Origin of the sequence: Trichococcus alkaliphilus, from assembly GCF_003008695.1 — a bacterium.
Taxonomy (GTDB): Bacteria; Bacillota; Bacilli; order Lactobacillales; family Aerococcaceae; genus Trichococcus; species Trichococcus alkaliphilus.
Genome location: NZ_PXZT01000006.1, coordinates 61499 through 83758, shown reverse-complemented (window position 1 = coordinate 83758; position 22260 = coordinate 61499). Strand labels below are relative to the sequence as shown.

At 42.7% G+C, this 22260-nt stretch carries 19 protein-coding genes; 3 read left to right on the top strand and 16 right to left on the bottom strand.

Annotated features, from left to right (window positions below):
• Positions 1-199: 199 nt before the first annotated feature.
• The 11 genes from C7R73_RS06915 to C7R73_RS06865 form a co-directional block, all read right to left on the bottom strand.
• The gene (locus C7R73_RS06915) at positions 200-757 is read right to left on the bottom strand and encodes a hypothetical protein (protein ID WP_106449794.1); all 558 of its coding nucleotides are present in this window, start codon (positions 755-757) and stop codon (positions 200-202) included.
• A complete protein-coding gene (locus C7R73_RS06910) occupies positions 754-1293 on the bottom strand; it encodes a hypothetical protein (RefSeq protein ID WP_106449793.1) in 540 nt (179 codons plus the stop codon). The genes C7R73_RS06915 and C7R73_RS06910 overlap by 4 nt, the downstream gene beginning before the upstream one ends.
• Complete coding sequence (pilM, locus tag C7R73_RS06905) at positions 1286-2317, bottom strand: type IV pilus biogenesis protein PilM (RefSeq protein ID WP_106449792.1); 1032 nt, start codon at positions 2315-2317, stop codon at positions 1286-1288. The genes C7R73_RS06910 and pilM overlap by 8 nt, the downstream gene beginning before the upstream one ends.
• 43 nt (positions 2318-2360) lie before the next feature.
• Entirely contained in the window at positions 2361-3116 is a 756-nt protein-coding gene (locus C7R73_RS06900) for a prepilin peptidase (RefSeq protein ID WP_106449791.1), read from the bottom strand.
• Between the two features lie 91 nt (positions 3117-3207).
• Positions 3208-3525, bottom strand: coding sequence for a competence type IV pilus major pilin ComGC (locus C7R73_RS06895; protein WP_106449790.1), 318 nt, complete (start codon positions 3523-3525; stop codon positions 3208-3210).
• Between the two features lie 139 nt (positions 3526-3664).
• Complete coding sequence (locus C7R73_RS06890) at positions 3665-4873, bottom strand: type II secretion system F family protein (RefSeq protein ID WP_205076488.1); 1209 nt, start codon at positions 4871-4873, stop codon at positions 3665-3667.
• A 36-nt stretch (positions 4874-4909) separates the two neighbouring features.
• Positions 4910-5947 (bottom strand): type IV pilus twitching motility protein PilT, encoded by a 1038-nt coding sequence (locus C7R73_RS06885; RefSeq protein ID WP_479688036.1) that lies wholly within the window; start codon positions 5945-5947, stop codon positions 4910-4912.
• Positions 5940-7565, bottom strand: a complete 1626-nt coding sequence (locus C7R73_RS06880) for a GspE/PulE family protein (RefSeq protein WP_205076486.1) — start codon at positions 7563-7565, stop codon at positions 5940-5942. The genes C7R73_RS06885 and C7R73_RS06880 overlap by 8 nt, the downstream gene beginning before the upstream one ends.
• 17 nt (positions 7566-7582) lie before the next feature.
• Positions 7583-9202: a PilX N-terminal domain-containing pilus assembly protein gene (locus C7R73_RS06875; RefSeq protein ID WP_106449789.1), complete on the bottom strand. Its 1620-nt coding sequence runs from the start codon at positions 9200-9202 to the stop codon at positions 7583-7585.
• Between the two features lie 9 nt (positions 9203-9211).
• A complete protein-coding gene (locus C7R73_RS06870) occupies positions 9212-9703 on the bottom strand; it encodes a PilW family protein (protein ID WP_106449788.1) in 492 nt (163 codons plus the stop codon).
• Positions 9648-10073: a hypothetical protein gene (locus tag C7R73_RS06865; protein WP_106449787.1), complete on the bottom strand. Its 426-nt coding sequence runs from the start codon at positions 10071-10073 to the stop codon at positions 9648-9650. The genes C7R73_RS06870 and C7R73_RS06865 overlap by 56 nt, the downstream gene beginning before the upstream one ends.
• A 289-nt stretch (positions 10074-10362) precedes the next feature.
• Between C7R73_RS06865 and C7R73_RS06860 the strand changes: the two genes are divergently transcribed.
• Entirely contained in the window at positions 10363-11349 is a 987-nt protein-coding gene (locus C7R73_RS06860) for a sensor domain-containing diguanylate cyclase (RefSeq protein ID WP_161525885.1), read from the top strand.
• Between the two features lie 104 nt (positions 11350-11453).
• Here the strand turns inward: C7R73_RS06860 and C7R73_RS06855 are convergent, their stop codons facing one another.
• The 3 genes from C7R73_RS06855 to C7R73_RS06845 all read right to left on the bottom strand — a co-directional run bounded on the left by C7R73_RS06855 (position 11454) and on the right by C7R73_RS06845 (position 16542).
• Positions 11454-12953, bottom strand: coding sequence for a sensor domain-containing diguanylate cyclase/phosphohydrolase (locus C7R73_RS06855; protein WP_106449785.1), 1500 nt, complete (start codon positions 12951-12953; stop codon positions 11454-11456).
• 67 nt (positions 12954-13020) lie between these two features.
• Positions 13021-15285, bottom strand: a complete 2265-nt coding sequence (locus tag C7R73_RS06850) for a putative bifunctional diguanylate cyclase/phosphodiesterase (RefSeq protein ID WP_106449784.1) — start codon at positions 15283-15285, stop codon at positions 13021-13023.
• 204 nt (positions 15286-15489) lie between these two features.
• Complete coding sequence (locus C7R73_RS06845; RefSeq protein ID WP_106449783.1) at positions 15490-16542, bottom strand: GGDEF domain-containing protein; 1053 nt, start codon at positions 16540-16542, stop codon at positions 15490-15492.
• 423 nt (positions 16543-16965) lie between these two features.
• On the opposite strand from C7R73_RS06845, the gene C7R73_RS06840 reads away from it, so the two are divergent.
• Entirely contained in the window at positions 16966-17670 is a 705-nt protein-coding gene (locus tag C7R73_RS06840) for an EAL domain-containing protein (protein ID WP_106449782.1), read from the top strand.
• Positions 17671-18088: 418 nt separating this feature from the next.
• Here C7R73_RS06840 and C7R73_RS06835 read toward each other — a convergent pair whose 3' ends face one another.
• Positions 18089-18805 carry a nuclease-related domain-containing protein gene (locus tag C7R73_RS06835; protein WP_161525884.1) on the bottom strand — a complete coding sequence of 239 codons (717 nt, stop codon included), beginning with the start codon at positions 18803-18805 and terminating at the stop codon, positions 18089-18091.
• Positions 18806-19843: 1038 nt separating this feature from the next.
• Here C7R73_RS06835 and C7R73_RS06825 point away from each other — a divergent pair.
• Positions 19844-20548, top strand: a complete 705-nt coding sequence (locus C7R73_RS06825) for an EAL domain-containing protein (RefSeq protein ID WP_106449779.1) — start codon at positions 19844-19846, stop codon at positions 20546-20548.
• A 529-nt stretch (positions 20549-21077) separates the two neighbouring features.
• On the opposite strand, the gene C7R73_RS06820 is transcribed toward C7R73_RS06825, so the two are convergent.
• Positions 21078-22154, bottom strand: coding sequence for a glycosyltransferase family protein (locus tag C7R73_RS06820; protein WP_106449778.1), 1077 nt, complete (start codon positions 22152-22154; stop codon positions 21078-21080).
• Positions 22155-22260 lie beyond the last annotated feature (106 nt).

Sequence of the window (22260 nt, the reverse complement as noted above, 5' to 3'; positions counted from 1 at the left end):
GTGGCCTTCTCATCGGAAAATATCGCTATCTTACGAAAAACCGCCTACATCACGGATTTAATCCTTGATGTAGGCGGTTTTTCGATAGTTATGATTCAAGAAAAGGTATAAAGAACCTAGCATATCAAACTTTATTCTCACTGCGGCAATGAGACAGCCTCTGCAGTTGACCCATTGCAGCTACATCACAGGCTTCGCTTTAATCTTTTTCATCGGAAGCAACCACATAGTAAAACAACTCAAAAGTTAGTCTACCGCTGAAAGACTCCTCCCCAAGCTTTTCGAACCCAAAAGAATAGATATTCCAGATGCGTTCAAATCCCTCAAGTCTTTCAATAAGCCTCTGCATGTTACCCGCAGTAGTGCTTGTCATTTCAACTTCATAAGTACTCTTCCTATAGCTTTCATCAAGTCCTTCGATCAGTTGGGGTTCTTCTAAACGTGCTATCTTTTGCAAAATGACATTCTCTTCAGCAGCGATCCTATCCAGAACAATCAGCTCTTGATTAATTTTTTCGCCTTCAGGTAAAAATCCCCAGGTTTCTTCATACTTTTGCCTGTAGTCAGCCAGCAACGTTTCCTCTGGTGGATATTCGGCCTTCAAATTCGTTTGTTCCTTCACCTGCTGCGCTACAAGATCAGCTTGCTCCTTAATCGGATTGAGAAAATACACCTGACCGAAAATAAAAGCCCCAAGAATCAACAGTCCCATCACAATGGCAAGGAGGAGTGACATACGATTCCATTTCAGCTTCATGACAGAACCTCCTCTCGCAATGCCACTTCATCTAGTTCCAGCCAGACTTCAACCGTTGAACCTGCTCCATCTGGTTGGTTCTCCATGCGTATAAACTGAACATCAGAGACGTACACCAATGCTTTAAAATTTTCGACAGCATCGGAAATCTCCGTAATCGTCAACCCTTCCAACACTAACGTAATTTGATTCGTTTCATTTTTGTTAAAAATGGTCACATGCTGTTCGCCATTCGGAACTTGTGCAATGATCGCTTTTGTTACGAAGGCCATTGGATATTGCATTTCTTCAAAAGTGGCCTTATTTTCCGCCACTTGCTCCGTCAATTGCGCATATTCCTGCATTTGCCCTGATAGCATTAGCTGCGATTCCTCGGCTTGAAGCCATTCCTGATCGCGTACTTCAGCATTCGCATAATATGTTTGCATCAAGAAAAAGTAGACACCCACCAAAGCAAGCAGGAAAAGGAAAGCCCCGCTTAGCACATAAGGAAGAAAGTTTCTCTGTTTTTTTTCAAAAAAATTGACTTCAAACATGTTCATTTTCCTCCTGCACTTTTTTTCTGGTGCGCTTCACTTTTTTCTTAGCATCCTTCTGCGGAACAGCTGCATGTTTCTCTTTCGAGGCCAGCCCATATAACGGCAAAAACTTGGAGCTGATTTCTTCAGACGCCTGCAATATATGAATCGGCAGAAAGAATCGTTGGGATAATTGTTCCCTTACTTTTTCCAGATCAGGAAAATCGCCCGTCAAAAATATATCCGTTACGCCGCCTTGACCGTTCATCACTGAATAGCGATAAAACTCCAGTAATCTTTCCAAAACATCCAGCGTATCCGTGATTGCCTCTTCAAAAGAATCTTGATCGTCCTTCCAGATCCACTCACCTTCTTTGGTAACATCCCATAAGTCCACCAAACGGGCCAAGCGCGAATGACGCGAAAATTTGGGGAGATTTTGGTGAAAAACCATGATCGCATGATCCACAGGACTCCATTGCAGCACCATCACATGCTTATCGGGAATTTGGTGCAAATCATTTTGTTGCCGGATGATCCGGTTCAGGCAAAGCGAAGAAATATCCGCTACGACTGGATTCAAGGAAACCTTTCGCAACAAAGATTCGTATTGAAAAATGACTTCTTGCGGATAGAGCATCAGAAGAATGGTCTGCTCCGTGTCGCCAACTTCAAGCAACTCAAAATGAAAGCGCGTCTCCTTGAACGGGGAGCGGATCAGCTGACCCATATGCAGAGCGACGTAAGCCTTTATTTCTGACGGCGCCAGCTGTGCCGGTATTTTTTCTTCCCGCACAATGACAAAATCGTCCTGCAAAAGGATGGATACTGGCGCATTTTTCCATTTTTTTTCTGAAACCAGTGCGTTCAGGCGATTCTCAAGCAACGAAGGATTGATGATTCTCCCTTCATGAAGGATTTCGGTATCAAACAGAATCTCACTTTTTTCCAGCACTGTGCGGGATTGCGCGTCCATGACCAGATAGCGGATTCGTCTTTCCAAAAATTCAAAGTAAAGCAATGGTTTTTTCTGAAATAACATAATGTCCCTCCCTCCGTATCCGAAACGCAAAAAGTGGTCCAACTCAGCTAAAAAGTGTTAGGTACCACTGTATCATCGTTTCTCCAAAATAAAAAACCGTTATTGCGGCCAGACTGATGTATGGTCCAAACGGAATGGTCATTTTTCGATCGCCATCTTTCAGCTTCATGATGATTATTCCCGTGATTGCTCCGTAAAGCGTGGCCAAGAAGAAAAGCAGCAAAAAAAGATAAGGCCCGAAAACAAAGCCCAATAAAGTGAAGTATTTCAAATCACCTGCGCCCATGCCCCCATTGGATACGAGGATGATCACGAAAACCAGACCAAACGCCAGACCCGCTCCGATTAAGGACGCCCAAAGAGAAGGCTGAGGATACATGATGCGCAAAACTACAAACAATGGCGTGAAAAACAAAAGTAACTTATTTGGGATTTTCCTGTAGGCCAAATCGGACACCGTGATAGGAATGATGAGCGCGATCAGCAGCAAACCCAGAAACGTTTGTTCATTCCAGCCATAACGGTAGAAAGTAACGGCCGCCAAAAGTCCGGTCGCCAGCTCCATGATCGGGTACAACAGCGAGATTTTCTCCTTGCATTGACTGCATCGGCCGCTTTGGCGCAAAAAAGACCAGACCGGAATCAATTCTCTCCAAGTCAAGGTCCGCTGGCACGTATCGCAATAGGAACGTGTTTGAGCCAACAAAGTCCCGTTCGGTACCCGCAACCCCACTACATTAAAGAAAGACCCAAATACTAAGCCGTAGATAAAAAAAATAACAGTGATGATTGTATGCATGAAAAAACTCCTAGTAAGCAAGAAAGACTCCACGAAGGAGCCTTTCTATGTATTTGAATGGGTGTTAGTTTTTTGTTGATTAGTTCCCTGATTATTCACCTAGGGCTTCTGCTTTTGTGATAGGATCTGTACCACCGTATGTTGCACCAACTTCAAGAAAACCATCATCTATTAGGTCAGCTACTGCAACTGATGTTTCTGTATCGTTCTCAACAAAGTAAAGTTGAGCAGCATCAATAACTAATTCATCTTGAGCCGCATCCGTATTATCTCTAGCATCGCCAATCACATTACCAATCAACGGAATTGAAATACCTACGATAAGTGCCAAGATCGCAATAACCGCTAGTAATTCAACTAATGTAAAGCCGCCTTCTTTTTTCAACAACTGTTTGATTTTAATTCTCATATTCTTTTCCTCCGTTTTCTTTGTATTATTTCTGAAAGTTTGTTTAGTAAAAAAACTCACTTCTGATGACAACAGAAGTTTATTTCTAATTCAAATCATACAACAATTATTTTGCACATGCAATATATTCAGCTCTAAATTATCCGAAAGTTTCGAACATGCTGAACATCGGCACAACTATCGAAAGGACGATCAGGCCAACGATGCCTGAGAGGAAAATAATCATAACCGGTTCAATCAAAGCTTGCAGTCTGTCGGATGATTCCTGTACTTCCTGATCGTAGATTTCCGAAACTTTCTTCAACATCTCGTCCAGCTCTCCGCTCGATTCCCCGACCTGGATCATCTGAATGATCAGCGGCGGGAAAAACCAATGATTGACCATCGGCTTAGCCAGCGATTCACCTTGTTCAACATCTTTTTGCGCTTGCAACAGTACATTTGCAACCACGCGATTACCCACTACTTTACTGGTCACTTCGATGGCCTGCAGAATCGGTACGGAACTGTTGATCAAGGAACTTAACGTTTGCGTCATCCGCGCCAACAGCGTTTTCTGGATGAACGTCCCCAAAATAGGGACCTTCAGCTGCAGCACATCGAACACATAAGCGACTTGCTCTTTTTTCCCAAGCTGAATGATGACTGCTACGAGAACTCCGATCACTAAGATGATAAGCCACCAGTAATGCTGAAGCAACCCGCTGAGTGTCAGGACAAACTGCGTAATCGCAGGCAGTTCACTTCCCATGGAGGCAAACATATCCCCGAAAATAGGCACAATGAACACCAATAGGAAGGCTGTGATGAACAACGCTAACACACCTACAATAAGCGGGTAGGTCATGGCTGTCGTAATTTTCTGCTTGATGCGGTGCTGCTTTTCATAATAGTCCGCCATTTGTTGGAGAGCTTCCTCCAAACGCCCGCTTACTTCGGCCGAATGGATCATATGAATCAATAAGTCAGGAAACAATTTCGGCTTTTTCGCCATCGCTTCAGACAAAGCAACCCCTTCCCTTATTTCCTCGGACAATTCTTCCAACGCTTCTTTGAGGGCTAGGCTCGTGGATTGGACAGCGAGCAGGTCCAAAGCGTCGACAAGCAAGATCCCTGCGTTCATCAAAGAGGAAAACTGTCTCAGAAACACGATAAAATCCTTGGATTTCAAAGAAGTACGTAAGGTGAGATCCTTGTTCAGAACGGCATTAAGCACATCCACTTCAAAGACGATCAGATCCATGTGTCTGAGTTCGTTCAAGGCTTCTTTTTTATTGGTGCTCTCAATTTTCCCCTTCATCAGTTTTCCATCTTTTGTTTTGGCTTTATAGGCAAAAACAGCCATCATTACCCCCCTTCCTTATTTAACGATTGTTTTCTTCTACTATAGTAATAGATGTGACCGGCTGATTGTTTCTTCTTCCACTAGCCGCTTGATGCTCATCTCCATGGTGTGCATGCCTTGGTCAACGGATGTCTGCAGCACGTTGGGGATTTGATGCATTTTTTCAGCCCGGATCAAATTCTTGATCGCTGCGTTGTTGACCAACATTTCGGTCGCTGCCACACGCCCATTGGCCTTCTTGATCGGTAGCAATCGCTGCGATAAAATGCCCAAGAGCACATTCGCCAGCATCAAACGGATCTGATCCCTTTGCCCTGCTGGGAAGACATCGATCATCCGCTCAATGCTGCCGGCCGCATCCGAAGTGTGCAACGTCCCCAAGACCAAATGTCCCGTTTCCGATGCCGTGATGGCGGTGGAGATGGTATCCATATCGCGCAACTCGCCTACCAGAATGACATCGGGATCTTGGCGCAAACTCGCGCGCAGACCGTCTTTGAATGATAAGGTATCGAAGCCTACTTCCCTCTGTTCAATGATGGATTGTTTGTGCATGTGCAAATATTCGATAGGATCTTCCAAGGTAATGATGTGTCGGTTCATCGTTTCGTTCACATAATCGATCAGCGCCGCCAAAGAAGTGCTTTTCCCGCTGCCGGTTGGACCGGTAACCAAGAAAAGTCCGTGTGGCTGTTGAACCAATTTTTTGGCGATTCCGGGAAGACCTAAACTTTCCACACTGGGAATTTCTTTTGAAATGATCCGAAAAGCAAGCGAAAGTGCGCTGCGTTGGTAGAATGCATTCACCCGGAATCGGGCAATGTCAGTGATGCCATAAGAAAAATCAATCTCCCGTTTTTTCTCCAACACCTCCCACAAGTCTTCACTCAAGATAGTTTTCGCAAACTGGTCCGTATCCTGAGGCGTGAGGGGTGCTTGTTTTTGGGGAATCAGCTTTCCATCTACCCGAAAGACCGGCGCAGAGCCTACCACAAGGTGGACATCAGAGGCATTTTTTTCATAGGCGGCTGTTAATATCTTATCGACTTGTTCCATTATTTCCGCCCTCTTATTCATTGATTGAAGCAACCCGCAAAACCTCTTCCAACGTGGTCTTGCCCGCTTTCACTTTTATCAAGCCATCGTCAACCAGAAAACGGACACCTTGTTGCTTGATATGGCGTTTGATTTCTTGGATGGACACCTGATTCATCATCAGCTGCTTCATTTCGTCCGTAATCACAATCAATTCATGAATAGCCATCCGTCCACGATATCCGGTATGACGGCAAACGTCACAGCCCCTGCCGAACGTGATCGTGTCGATTGTCTGATTGCGTCGTCCAAAGATTTCCCGCTCAACCGGCGTTGCCTCTCGCGTTTCCGCACAATCTTTACATATGGTTTTGACAAGCCGCTGCGCTACGACACCACTTAAGGCGGATACAATCAAATAAGGTTCGACCCCCATATCAAGCAAGCGGGGAATGGCCTCAATGGCGCTGTTGGTATGCAGCGTGCTGAATACCAAGTGACCAGTCAGAGCTGCACGCACACTGTTCTCAGCTGTTTCTGTATCCCGGATTTCCCCCACCATGATGATATTCGGATCTTGACGCAAGACGGAACGCAATCCGGTCGCAAAGGTCAACCCGATCTGGGCATTGACCTGGACTTGGTTGATGCCCTCGAGTTGATATTCAACCGGATCTTCGATCGTGATGATATTACTTTCGGGATGGTTCAGTTCATTGATGGAGCCATACAGCGTGGACGTTTTCCCTGAACCTGTCGGACCTGTCAACAAGATCAGTCCCGACGGCTGGGCAATCAATTCCCGATAATCATCTAAAATATCCTTCTCTAAGCCGATATCCTCTACTTTTCTGAACATATTGGAGATATCCAATATCCGCAGTACGATTTTTTCACCAAAAACAGTCGGCAAAGTTGACACACGCAAATTCACTCTTTTCCCCAAAACGGTTGTGCTGATACGTCCATCCTGCGGCAAGCGCGTTTCCGTAACATTCAATCCAGCTATGATTTTGATCCGAGCAACCAAAGCGTTCATCAGAGTTTTCGGCAACGGGCGTTCATTCCGGAGCAGACCATCTACGCGGTACCGAACGGATACTTGGCGTTCGGTTTGATCCAAATGAATATCTGATGCCCGAAGCGATACACCCGTTTCCAGCAATTGATTGAAGATTCTTACTGCGGGAGCATCTTCACCCTCTATGTGTTCAATATTCACCTCTTTTGAGTCGTATAAGCGGTTGATTGTCTGCAGTAGATCATCTCGTGTCGCTATCACCGGGTGTACGACATAGCCAGTAGAAAATTCCAGCTCCTCTATGGCATAGAAGTCTAGAGGATCGTTCATTGCCACAATCAAGCGCGTATTCTCTTTTTTGATCGGGAGCAATAATTTTGATCGTGCAAAATCTTTTGATATCAGCTCCACTACAGACATATCGATCGGGTATTGATACAAGGACACACTTTCTAATTTCAATTGGATTTCTAATGCATCCAGTAATTGTTTCTCGGTGATATAACCTTGATCAACCAACAAATCGCCTAATTTTTGATCTTGCTTTTTCATGCTGATTGCTTCTACAATCTGCAGTTCCGTTACCAGACCTGCGTCTTTCAATAAATCCCCTAATTTTTTCTTCTTAAAATCTGCCACATTCTCCCACCTTTCTGCTAGTTTTCTATGATTGCCCCTGAACTGATGATATCTTCCGGGTCCGGATCAGCCGTCGCCGCCGATGATCCAAACGGAAAACCGGTCGTGGCAACATCTGCATATTTGAGGAGCGTACCCCCACTCATATCGAATGTTTTTGCGATAACCGTACCGCTTATCGCATAAGAACCTGTTAATGAGACCGCTGCTTTAGGCGCGATGAGCATCATGTTGGATTCTACTTTCCCACCAGATAAATTAACCTCATCTCCGCCAGTCAGCAAGATACCATTTATTTTAGTTGTGTTGGCAGAAACAGCTGCTTCTTTAATGATAATATTTGCATTTATATTTGCATCCTCCCAACCACTCAGCACTACCGGATCTTTCCCTAGGAAAATAAGATTAACGGGATTAACTGGATTGTCTGGATCAACTGGGTCAATACTATTAAAATTTGGAACACTAGTGATATTTAGTTTATCTGTCACAACTATAGTAAGTGTTCCTCCGCCGATGGCGATTAGATTATTCGAGGTAATCTCCAATTCATCCACCAAAATTGTACGATTTTGTCCATCAGTAGTGATTGAAAAAATACTATTTTTCGATTTATCCTTTTTGTCCGGATTTACGGTAATTTTCATTTTCGGAATGTAAACATTCGAATCTAACTCAAGTTTATATTTGCCAGTATTATCTGTGACATTTAAGTCACTTTTTTTAACAAGTTGGTTTTTATCAGGAGCTTTAATTCCATCTAAAAGGCTGATGTAATAACTAAAATTCGAAAGATAAAGATCACTATCCCATACGTTATTTTTGGACACTAATTGAGGCAATTTAGACCCACGAACATCAGAAGATGCTAATGCCTTAGCTTGTTCAAGTGTTAGCGTATCTGGGTAAAATAACTTAGCAGAGTTAATATTTGTCCATCCATTAATCTGAATTGAGCCTTTTTCTGTCTGATTGGTATATATATCACCATTTAATATACCACCGGACATACTAAATTCCCCATCAGTGTAAATGTTACCCTTAATGTTACCGTTAGGTATATCAATATTTCCGTCAGAATATATATCGCCTTCTATTGCCACACCTGCTATAATATTAATACTCGTTTTTGTCAGCAAAGCTCCCTTATCAGGAAGTATCGGCAATCCGCTGCCGCCGGTATTTTTTTCGACCCAAGTCACTGTGAATTGTTTGGTAACGGCTCTTTCTTTCCCATCCACTTCACCAGTGGAAGTAATGGTGTAGGTTTTCAAGTCTGTTTTTGCTGTTGTGATCGTTGCAGTAGGCTTGCTGCCGAACTGTGACGCAAAATCAACAGAGGATTTACCATTTTGAGTGTTCACAAGGGTCGACACATGATCATAGAAGGCGCCCTCTGTTGCATTGGTTTCATAAGCGCCCAACACCTGACTCTGAATCTTTTCATAGGCTGCAACGGCTCCCGCCTCTGCCACATAATAAGCTGATGTATCATCACGGTTCGCATCACTCAGGCGATAGCTGCCGAGTGTGAGTGTTCCGATTGCAACACCAAGTACAGACAGCACGAGAAGAACCATTAATGTCAAAACCAGGCCACTGCCTTTTTCGTCCTCTCGGAGATGCTTGATTCCCATCCCATCCACTCACCTTCTGAAATAAATCGTAGTTTGATATTCTTTTGGTTGGCTATTCATTTCTGACATACTTTTCAATACGATTTTGATGCTCTTTGTATCAGTATCGGGAGTGACAACGAAGTCCTCAACATCCTCTGCTAAAACCTGATTATTATTTTTCACAAGCTGTGAATCTTTTTGGCTGAATGCCACAGCACCGTCAATAAACAATGTATCCCCCGATGCTGATATCGTTACATCAGCAAAAGGCGTCTTGCGCACCTCTCTGGAAATAACAGACAACGTGTAAGCGAAATCATTTGACTGACTAGCAGAATATGATTGCGTCAGATATTGCCTTTGACCAAACAGGTGTACAGCTCCCACCAATGAGAGCACCACCGAAAGTAGCGCAATGCTCGCCAACAGTTCTATGAGCGTCATTCCTGATTCGTTCCGTAGATCAATTTCCGAGCTCTTCTGCTGTACGAAACGACAGCCGCGTTTCCATTTGTGCATAAGCTTTCCCTTCCTTGGAAACTTTCACAGTTCCTGTGTAGAGTGTATCGCCTGATTTTTTGGACAATTCGGTTTCAATCTGAAATCCTGAACCGGTACTCGAGCTTTCCGTTTCCATGAGACTATCTGTTTCTTCCACACTCTTTGTGTTTGAATAGTAGGTAAGTAATTCGATTTGCTCTTGAGCAATAAAAGTTGCTTCATTTACAAGGTCGGTCTGGTTATTTGTTTTAGCCGCTTGGATAAAGAAAGACATGAACGTGGTTATGATAAGTGACAGGAGCAGAATAGATGCTAACACCTCTACGAGAGTCATTCCCTCTTCTTTTGATAACATACCTTTCATTTGTGTTCTATACCAACATTTCATTGTTTTCTTCCTTTTCAAAATATAGTTATAAACATCGGTCGTTTTTTTCATTTTACAATGCAATATTTCTGTAAAAAGATGCTATTAATTAGTATATTATCTTAACGATTGACTGTCAATGGTTTTGAAATTTTGGAAAATGGTCGATTTCCTTCATTAGAATGCGGCCGCAGAATGAGTTGCTGTCATGGCAGATCTCATTATTCTTGAGTAGCTATTTGATGGCGAGACTATTCATAAATATGGTGGTAAAATGGTTGTTAAGGAGTATACCGACATGGAGGTTCTCATGAAAAACAATGAAGCAGCAGCGCAAAAAAAACTATTGGATGAAAATGCCTATTTAAAGCGTTTGAATAAGGAACTGATCAGTCAAATATATGAAGATGATTTCTCGAAATTCCCGTGGTTGGGTAACCTGGGGCAGTGGTTTTGGGATTGTCCCAATAACATTGTCACTTTCAACCCTTTGAAAGCAAGTGCTCTTGGATATTCAAAGGATGAAATACCTGCAGAAACAGGATTCGAATTTTTTACGGAAAAGTTGCACCCTGAGGATTATGACGCTGTAATGGATGAAATGCGTGCCCACCTCAAAGGATCAGTTCCTGTATGGGAAGTCAAGTATCGCATCAAAGCAAAGGATGGATCTTGGAAAGTTTTTTATGATCGAGGTAAAGTGACGCAATGGTCTGCCGATCACAAGCCATTATTCCTTGTAGGTAACGTATTTGATGTAACCGATGACGAAAACCAGAAGCGGGAACTGCTTCAAAAATCCACTTTCTGGCGTGTACAAGCAGAAATTGATGGCCTGACCAAGCTGTACACACGGGCTGCATTGGATGAAAAGTTATTCTCGATTCATCAATACAGTCTTCAAAACCAGAAAAACTATTCTATTTTATTATTGGATATTGATCATTTCAAAAATATAAATGACACCTACGGCCATTTGGTCGGTGATCAAGTACTGAAAACGATCGGACCAGTCCTCCGTTCCAACATTCGTGAAGTTGATATCGCTGCTCGGTATGGTGGAGAAGAATTTCTGATTGTGTTACCCGATCTGGACAGTGAAAATGCCAAAAAGATAGGGGAACGCATTCAGCAGAGCCTGAAGAGCACCAAATTCCCCATCGCGCATGTCTTGACGGTCAGCGCTGGAATCGCCTCGAACCATGAAACTCAAGATGTCATGGAACTCTTGGAACTTGCCGATGGGCGCCTTTACCGCGCAAAAAATACCGGCAGAAACCGCATTATCGATGCTTAATCGTTTTGTTGAAATGCGTGACCCAAAAACCCCTACTGCATAAAATTGTGCAGTAGGGGTTTTTAAGTTTGGTTATTTGAAATCCATCATCGTTGTCTTCAGACTCAGTATTTCCCATAAGGCAGCACTTTTTCGATGAATACGGAAACAACTTCAGGATCGAATTGGGATCCTGCGCATGCTCTTAATTCTCGAATAGCTTCTTCCATTGTTTTTTGGTCAGTGTACGCACGCCCACTGGTCATTGCATCATATGAATCTGCAACTGCGATGATTCGGGAAGCTAAAGGAATGTCCTCTCCTTTCAATTTTTCTGGATACCCTGATCCATCTACCCACTCATGATGGGACAAAACGATCATCGCAACAGATGTGTATTCATCTACGGACCGAAGAATTTGGTATCCCGATTCAGGATGGCGTTTGATTTGCTCTAATTCTTTTTGAGTTAATGAAGAGTCCTTATTGAGAATTTTTGACGGTATCGTGATTTTCCCGATATCATGCACTAAGGCAGCTTTTTTCACTAATTCTTGCATGTATGGCTCAAGTCCCATTTTTTCTGCAATTTTTCCGGAATGGTTGGCAACATTTTCTGCGTGTATCGGATCCCATTTCCTTAATAACCTCGGATTCGACTTGATACCTTCAATAATCGAATTCTTGTGCTTCCGGCTTTTGCGCAACTTATCTTCGTACATCAATCTATCTGCTTCCAAAATGATGTCTTCAACAGAGTCTTCTATCCCTGTCTTTGTTGCAACCCCCAATGAAATTGAAACCCATTCTGACGGGAATCTCCCGGAAATTTTTAAAGTATCGCTATTTTTTATTTTGTCAGCAAGTGAACAGGCAACATCATAAGGTGTGTATGGGAGCAACAACACAAACTCATCTCCACCATAACGGACGAAAATATCGCCTTCCCGTTGATAACTTAGCATTTTCTCTGAAATCGTGCGCAGTAATTCATCCCCTTGATCATGGCCATAAGAGTCATTGATCAATTTCAATCCATTCAGATCAACAAAAATGACGCTAAGAGGCAGTTGATAGGGCAGAACCATCGCCTCCGATGAAGATTGGATAAAACTGCGCTGATACATCCCTGTTAACGCGTCTCTATTATGATAGTACTCAAGTTTTTCCCGCGTCATAATCAGATCTGAAATATCTCGTCCTGATGCATATATGCTATTCTCAAAAACTTTCACACGCCACTCATAGTAACGGACTATTCCCTTATGGTTCAGGACTCGGTTGACAAATTTATCAAGCCCGCCAGATTTCACTGACTCACTGATAGCAAATTTTGTGGCATAAATATCATCATTTACGATGATTTCAAAAATACTCTTGCCAATCATCTGTGAATCATTGTAACCCAATGATTCGCGCCATGTCCGATTGCTTTTAATGATTATTCCATTGAATGAGCAGATACAGAATAAATCTTTTGTCACTGAGACGTAACGCTGAAGCTCGATGTTTTCCTCCCTCAGATTATTATCTGTTTGCTTTTGCACTGTGATGTCCTTATGGGTATCACTCTTAATTACTGAGTCAAGTTTATCCGAGTCACTTTCTTGAAATCCAGCTGCCATTTTATCCTCCTTTAATCACTTTCCCGGTGCATTCAAGTCATGTTTTTGTCACCTTTACTGAGCAAATTCATCGTTGTACTTCACTTTCGTAACGTCTTAAGAAGTTTATGGCACTATCTGCAGGCAAGGGTTTACTCAGAAGATAGCCCTGGATGATATCACACCCGTATTTTCGCAAGTAAGCCTTTTGCCTCTCGTCCTCTACACCCTCTGCTACAACGTTTAACCCAATTTTATGGGCCATAGAGATGACATCTGAAATGATTAGATCCTTTTCAGCTGTATGACTTATCTTATCGATAAAGAAGCGATCGATCTTTATGGTATCTATGTTCAGTTCAGCAAGTCTGGAAAAAGAGGAATAACCCGTCCCAAAATCATCCAGCGAAATGGCTATGCCCATTTTTTTGATTGCCTCTAATGTTTCGTTGATCTGGCTAAAATGGTCGAGCAATACCGTTTCCGTAACTTCGAATTCCAGCGACTTCCTTATTTTTTCCGATAAAAAGCATTTTTGTCGCAAATTTTCTAAAAAGTCTTCCCGCAACAATTGAATGCCGGATATATTGACTGCTACACTCGTTTCAGGAAACCCTCCATCCTGGAGTCGTTTTACAAAATCGCATGCAAGCAGCAGAATATGGTTGCCTAAATCATAGATCAACAGTTTTTCCTCAGCTAAAGCAATAAATTCATCCGGAGCCACTTGGCCTAGATTATCAATTCGAAGCCTAGCCAGCGCTTCGAACCCAATGACTTTATCTTTCATCAAGTCGAGCTTCGGTTGGAATTCCAGATAAAAAGATTCAGTATCTGTACCTTCAATGACTTCCCGCAATACTTTCACAATTTTATCTTGCCGCAGAAGTCGTTTCTCCATATCTTCGTTAAAGAAAGCCACCTGATCCATTGAACTATCCTTGATATGAGAAAGTGTCAGTGTTGCATCCTGCAGAATTTTATCCGTTGAGGTATGTCTATCTTTGATCTCCACTATAGCTATTTGAACATCCACATACTGATATTCCGTTCCTTCCACTATCGGATTCTCAAAAATGTGCATAAGTTTATCAGCGAATGCTCTCAGTTCCTGCTGGTCTGCGTAATCATCAAGCACTAATATAAATCTGTCTCCGTCAAACCTGAAAAATAAGTCTTCCGAATCCAATAATGTCCTGACTTTAACCGCAATCTGTTTTAGTACCTCATCTCCATATAAAAATCCGTAGGTGATATTCAGTGTTTTAAAATTAACGAAATTGAGAAGCAACACCGCTTTATTTCTTCTGTATGGATTTCGTAGGACTTGATTTAGATACTCCGTAAGATATTTGCTGTTACGAAGACCCGTAAGCTCATCATAGTAAGCAATTTTGATGTTGGACTTATTTTTCCGATAAGCATAATAGAGGATGCTCCCCGTTATACTAATAATAATTAGGGAGACTGTAATCGCGTAACGAAGCATTTGAGTAATTTTGGCATCCACTTTATCGGTAGGCCAATGTATCAACAACGACCCTATTTTTTCATTTTCGACAAATATAGGTACAGAAATTCTAAAAAATGAGGATCCATTTATTTCATCTCTATGTACATCCGATTCATTGCCATCCATTTCCGCACGAATATCTTTCACATCGATTGTACTGCCTGTATAGTTTGGAAGACTGCTCGCAATGATTTCGTACTTCGTGTCGACAAAGAATACGTGTTTTACATCTCCCCTGTTTGAAATATCACTTAATAATTTTGTGATTTCAAACGCCCCAATGAAATCCTGTATATTTTCTGCCAGAATCCCTAATTGAACAAATCCACCCGTCTCATCTTTAACATAGCCAAATTTATAGTAAACGCCATTCACGGTGTCCGGACGGACGTCTTCCACCAACATAGTCTGATCGCTCATCATGAAATCATAAACCGGATGTCCTTCATGTGCTTGCCACCCGATAAATTCTTCGTAAGTGCTATTGGTGATTACTCCCTCATTGTTGTACAAATGTATTTCATCCACATTGAATGTTTGGGAAATACTATCCAATACCTCATTATTGTCCTTATTTTCAATAAGCATGATGGCTTGACTTGCTATCATTATTTTTTCATCCAAAAGTTCCGTAATGATCTCATATGCTTCGCTTGTGTTAGTCAAACTGTGGGAATAGCTGTTTGCAATTTCCAAAGTCGTCTCTTCAAGCTGACGATACTGTTCATCAATTCGATTTTTGACTGTTAAAGCTGTCAAAATCGAAAAACCTATTGCTATTATCAAAAAGGGTATCAAGAAATAGGTTATTTCTACCATCTTTAATTTGTCTCTTCCCATCACTCAACCCCCGATAACTATTATTCTCCGACCAGCACTAAAATATAGAAAAACAGCCACAAAAGTTGTTTTATCAACATTTATGGCTGTCTTTAACGGAAATACCCATATCCCTTATTTAGAGCGGCCGAGTACACGTTAGTTTAGAAACCTTACTTATTACAAATGAAGCCTTGATTCCTGTTCAACACAATGACCGCCTTGTTATTGATGCGGGAAAGAAACAATAACTTTGTTTCTGCCGCCTTTTTTTGCTTCATATAGCGCTACATCGGCCTGTTTGAACGTTTTTTTCAAGGTTTCTTCGGTGCGGCTGTGCGCCACCCCCACAGATATTGTGACACTTACCGGATCACCTGACATTATAGAGAATTTGCTGTGAGCGACTATTTCCTGCAAATCATAAATGAACTCCTCTGCATCCCTTGGATTTAAGTTGTCGATGATCACGGCGAACTCTTCCCCACCGATTCTGTAGAAGGATTTACTAGGTGTCGTAAGCTCATTGAACACCTGTGCCAACTGTTTTAAAAGCGCATCCCCACCATCATGTCCGAAGCTATCGTTATAGGCCTTAAAGTGATCGATATCGATCACTGCCAATGTGACTGCTTTCTTTTCCCGCTCCATTTTCATCAGATCGTTGTTGAAAGTACGCACATTCTTGAGCTTCGTTAGAGGATCGGTACTGGCAGATACAATCAAACTGTATAGATCCGTAATGAAATAGTGCATGACAAAAGTTGAGACATAACCGGAGATAAACAGAATACCGCTTATCAACAGCACGATTGATTTATCAGCTATTATATGGTTAGTAATTACCAATGTAGGGATGAGAGAATAAGTGACCAAGACAAGCAATTGGGTCAGCTCGTTCAACCTGTCCTGAGTATAATGGACTATCAGCGGCAATGTGACTGCCAGCAAAATACCGACAATCAGGTTGACCTGGGCAATGCTAGTATTGCCCCAGAAAAATCTGAGAATCCCTAACAATAGGATAGTCGAACTGGTTATTTTCCAATCCATATATTTAGCAGAAAAACAAAACATCAGAAATCTGAAATCATATCTTATGCCCAGAATAACCGTGGAAAAGCTTAACAAAACGATTCCTACCAGCACTTCCAATAATATGCATTTGATGAAGTAGGATATTTTCGCATTATCTTGATTGGGCGACCCAAACTTGCTCCTCAAATAGAAATAAATACCCAAAAACATGATTCCAATATTTGCCAGTAGACTACCCATCGTGTTCTCCTTACATGCATGCCTAATAGAAACGAGTTATTTTTTTTTTAAACCTTGCATCGTTATATAAAATTTAAGTATAAATTACCGCAGAATAAACGTTTGATTAGAACAAACATTTTCTTAAATACAGTAATATCTTGCTTATTATATCTTACTTATTTCATATTGTATAATAATAAAAAAAGTAAAAAATATTTGAACAATCAAAATACAATATTGTTTTTTGTTTTGGGATTAAAAATATTTTTTTTAACCGATAAGTTAACTTTAGCTTGGTAATTTTAGTTTTGCAAAAGAACAAATACATTCGAATCATCATCTGGTATAATATATTTTCATCGCTGTAATAATTTAACCATAGGATTCAATCCAATGTATTTTCACTAGTTATTTTGCAGTGATCATAAAGGGGGAAAGTTAGTGGATGAGACGCAAGAGTTGTTAGATGATTTATACATAGTGTGCCAGCCAATCATGCTGTGTTCAAATACAAATATTATCGATGGGTACGAAGTTTTACTAAGATCAAAACAGCAGCGCCGTTTTCCTGAAAAAACATTCATGTGGTTCATCGAAGAGGAGCAGCGCAATTCCAAATTGATGGCTTATTATTCGAGGGAACTGGCAAAAATAATGGATATCCACAGCAACACCAAATTATCACTGAATCTGCATCCCAAACAGTTGCAGCATCCCTCAACCTGGGATTTTTTGGACACTATTTCATCGATGAAAAGGAATGTCTCAATCGAATTGACTGAGCACTACTGCGAATTTGATCGGCCAGATAGAGAGGATTACTTCCAAAATTATATCTTAAAACTGAAGAAAAAAGGATTTTCCGTAGCGATTGATGATGTGGGGAGCGGTCAAAATAACTTTGAATTAGTAACGAGGAACATCCCGAATATTACCACGATAAAATTTTCACTGTTGAAATTTCGAGATCTAAATGAGCAAGTTTTGTTCAATTTTTTGAACAGCTGGCTTTCACTATCCCAACAGTATCATCTTAAACTAATTATTGAAGGGATTGAGTGTGAAGTCGTCAGCAATACGCTTAAAAATTTGGGTATGGTTTATCAGCAAGGCTATTACCATGGGAAAGGCCAAGTGTTGGTTTGATCTTTGCGGCCGGGACTCCGGCCAAACATTTTTGTGCGCTCTCCTCCGGTGAGCGGCGGGCTCTCCGTAGTTGGCGCCGCCTGCTGGGGCTGTCCTCCGGGGAGGCCTTCCTCGCCGGAGCTGGTGCATCACTTCCTAGTGTTACCTCCGGGGACGCACGGCTTCGCCGGAGTTCGGCCACCCGCAACACAGCCTCCTCCGGCCAGCATTCGCTCGTCAGAGGTAATCTGACCAGCTCGAGACTATCTTCCGTGGAGCTCTCCTCTCGTAGGAGTTCCGTCTCCACACTTTTTCATGAGGGATCTCGTTTCTTGAGCATGCTGAAAAGACCGATGGAATATCGTCCCATCGGTCTTTTTATTGTAGCAAGTACGCTACAATTATTCATTTCATGATTATATATGAACAGATATCCCCCTCACGGATCTCTGCGCTTAATCGCATCGATATGCGCCTGTTTCGTTTCCTCATCAGCTTGGGTGTATCGACTCAATTCGTTGTAGATCTGTTCCATTTCCAAAGGCGTGAAGAATTCCGGCCGCTGCATCATGTCCTCTACAATTTCGCAAGCCAGCACATCCTGGTTCATCACCTTCACTTCCGGCGAATAAACAAACATTTTCTTGATGGCGCACCGCTCACTGAAAACGATATAAGAACGAAAAACCTCGTCGCCCAGACCAAGATGCTGTTTCAGAACGCTGATATGCTTCTTGTTCTGCCAAATGGGATTATAGAATTGATAGTGCCGGCCGCCTCGAAAAATCTGTTTCCAGTACTTGCTGTTCTCATCCCCGAAAATCCAACCGCTGTAATTTTTCGACTCGAGAACATAAATGCCGGTTGCCGAAATCATGATCAAGTCGATTTCAGTGGTCGTCCCATTTCCCTTGGGCAAATAAATATTCGTCAACAATTTGTGCTCATCGCCCAAGTCCTCCAAACAGGAATAGATGAGGAATTCGCCATATTTCCCATCATCAAACAGAGTATCGAAGACGCTATTGCCGCTTGCAGCATTATACGCGGTCCTTTGGTATCGGTTGTATCGTTTATGTTTCTTCTGCTTCGGCGGGCCTCCACTAAATTCCTTAAACAAACCAACAGCCAGAAGAAAAAGCAGTATTATTTCCAAATTCAGCAGCTCCTTTAATCGGTTAAGCACGAGAGAGGCGTTTAAGCATTCGAAGATAATATACGCGACTCACCAGAAATTGATTGCTTTTTCAGTAGGGTTTTAAGCGTCCCGCTTTTCCTGTGAACGGTCCTTTCGCCGGAGGAGAAAATCCAAAAAGAATATTACCTCCGACCACCGCGGCTTCGCCAGAGTACAGCCGCCCGCAATGCATCCTCCTCCGGCCAGCATTCCCTCCCCGTAGTTGAGCTATCCGGCACAATGCTGTCTTCCGATGAGCGCCCTTCTCATCGGAGCTGACATTTTCCTCCGGGCAGCAACCTTTCCGCCGGAGGAGAAGATCCAAAAAGATCATCACCACCGACCACCGCGGCTTCGCCGGAGTACAGCCGTCCGCAATGCATCCTCCTCCGGCCAACATTCGGTCCCCGGAGTTGATCTCGCTGGCGCAGATCTGTCCTCCTATGAACACCCTGCTCGTCGGAGATGAGTCCCTTGGATAGCTTTCTCCTTCCAACTCTTTTCTGGTCGAAGAACCACTCAGTATCGGGAAAGTACCATCATGGCAACCTCCAGCGAAAATATGACACTGGATGTATACAGGTTTGGTTATTCTTTTAAGACTTTTTTGATCCAAATAAGGATCGCAGCGGTAAAATTAGATATAGGCTCACAGATAAATGACAAAATCCCAAAGACGCGTGCAAAACAGATTCGTCCTATGGGAGCGTATTGAGCCCTCTCCAAACAAGATAAATCACAGTCAGGATAAATGCTGTTACATATAAGATTTTCCTTTTTCACTGTATAGAGTCACCTCTTTTAGGATGTAGCTATTATGAAATGCCAATTGAATCGGCTATGATCCGGAAGTTCGACGAGGCATTGTCTTAGATAGTTAGTGATTTTTACACACAAATGTATTCGAATAATCATTGGATATCTTTTAATATAATCGTTGTAATTATTAAACCGTAGGATTAGGTCCAACATATTTTCACTGGTTCATTTGCAGTGATCGTAAAGGGGGAAAAGTTAATGGATAAGATGCAAGAGTTGTTAGATGATTTATACTTGGTATGTCAGCCAATCATGCTATGTTCACACACAAATAGTATCGATGGGTACGAAATTTTGTTAAGATCAAAAAAGCTGTGTGCTTTCCCTGAAAAAATGTTCCTGTGGTTCATTGAGAAGGAAGAACGCAATTCCAAGTTGATGGCTTATTATTTTAGGGAACTGAAAAAATTAATGGCCAGCCACTGCAACACCAAACTATCGCTGAATTTGCATCCAAAACAGTTGCAACATCCTTCAACTTGGACTTTTTTGGACAATATTTCCTCGATGAAAGGAAATATCTCAATCGAATTGACTGAGCACTACTGCGAATTTGACCCAATCGAAAGAGCGAATCACCTCCAAACCTATATCTCAAATCTAAAGGATAAAGGTTTTTCATTAGCGATTGATGATATAGGGAGTGGCCAAAACAACTTTGAATTAATATCAAACAACATTCAAAATATTCATACTATTAAAATCTCATTGTTAAATTTCAGAAACATCAATGAAGACATCATGTTCAATTTCTTGACTAGTTGGCATAATCTGTCAAACTATTACCATCTTAAAATGATAGTTGAAGGAGTCGAGTCAGAATGCATCAGCAACAAGCTTAAAAACTTAGGCATGGTTTATCAGCAAGGCTACTACCATGGTAAAGGCCAAGTATTGCATTGACCTTTCATCGCTTTGCGCTTGGCAATGCCTGTTTGTTCGGCGAAGCCCCCTCTCCTCCGGTGAGCGACGGCTTCGCCGGAGTTCGTGCATTCCTGCGGGATCTTAGCTCCGATGAGGATCGGCTCGTCGGAGTTGAGTGGATTAAAAGCAAGGGCACTCTGTGCTCCGGCGAGCACCGTCCTAGTCGGAGAAAGCCCACCTCCAGCAATATAGAAGAAGCTCACCGGCGAATTTCGCCGGTGAGCTTCTTCTATATTAAAATGCAACTAACTCTTATCGATAAACCGTCTACTGACGAGTGTGGAAAGCACCAGCACACCGCTGACCAGAGCTAGAACCAGGACTGTTATTTTGCGGGAAATGATGGGATTGCCTTGACTGATTCTCACCTCCGATGAGGAATGTGTTTGTCGAAGGTGAGCCAATATAAAATGTTTCCAGCTCCGATGAAAGGTTTCTCATCGGAGTTGGTGTAGCTGGATGTATGTTCTTCTCCTGTTAGGGATGCCTTGTCGGAGGTAGTCACACCTTAGGCGTGACTATTTGATTTCAGAATGCTGACAACCTCTTCGACGGCATTTTTATAAGCATTCAAATTCTCTCTGACGATATTCGATGCGCTCAGATCGCTGATCGCATGCATATCAATACGCGCTAAGTTGGTTTCTTTGATTGAGACTGCGACTCCTCTGCGTTTCAGTTCATTGATGTTTTCGGTATCTTCCAGCACGCCTTCCCTTTCGATCAGCACGAGGTTACTTTTGGAAAGTAGTGCTTCGGAGATGGTGCCCCAACCGGCTTTGGCGATGATGATGTCGCTGGCGGCGAGGTAGTTGTGGGTGTCGAAGGTTTCGACGGGGAGTTGGACGATTTTGGCGGTGCTGGTTATGTCGATGCCACTGGTGGCGAAGATGGTACCGTCGTAGTTGTGAATCTGGATATTATCCAGATTGGCGGATTTGCCGCAGGTTATGAAGATGCTTGGGCCGTATCGTTCTTTGATGGCTGCGATACGGTCCGGATCGAATTTGCGGGACAGGAAGCCGATCTTCTTTCTGGGGACATCCAGGTCATGGATCGGCAGCATCAGGTCGTATTCGATTAGGAGGTCGAGTTTGGCGTAGACTTCCCTGAATCGGGCGATAAGGATTTCGGAAAGGCCGAGGTGCTCGTACTGTTCGCACCAAGTGAAGTTGGCGATGCCGATGTTGCGCACACCTAATTGTTCCCCCACTTGGATGCCGATGACGCTGATGTCGCTGACGACGCAGGCAACGGGTATATGCTGAAGATAGACGACTTCCTCCACTACGGCCGTATCCCAGCCGGCCATGAAATCGGTCAGCTCGTGCTCCAGGCGCGGGATGTCGACCTGCAGACTGTTCTCCCTGTTGACCAGGCCGACTTCGGTGCGGATGTCCTTGTAAACGACGCGGTCACCGAAACGGGCGAGGTAGGTTCTGGCAAAGCTGTTCTGGTAGGCGCCACTCGCCAGATAAATCATATTATCCGTTGTTTCCAAAAGTTCCTCGATGATTGCCAGGCAGCGGGTCATATGGCCGAAGCCGTGGGAAGAAACGTAAAATGCAAGGTATTTTTTATTCATGGGGCACCTCATATTTATTTAAATGTTAGATTATTCTATAAAAGGCTTGAAACGTAAAAGTCTGGTTATTAATTTCTTTTGTATTTTTATCAATGAACGACCCATA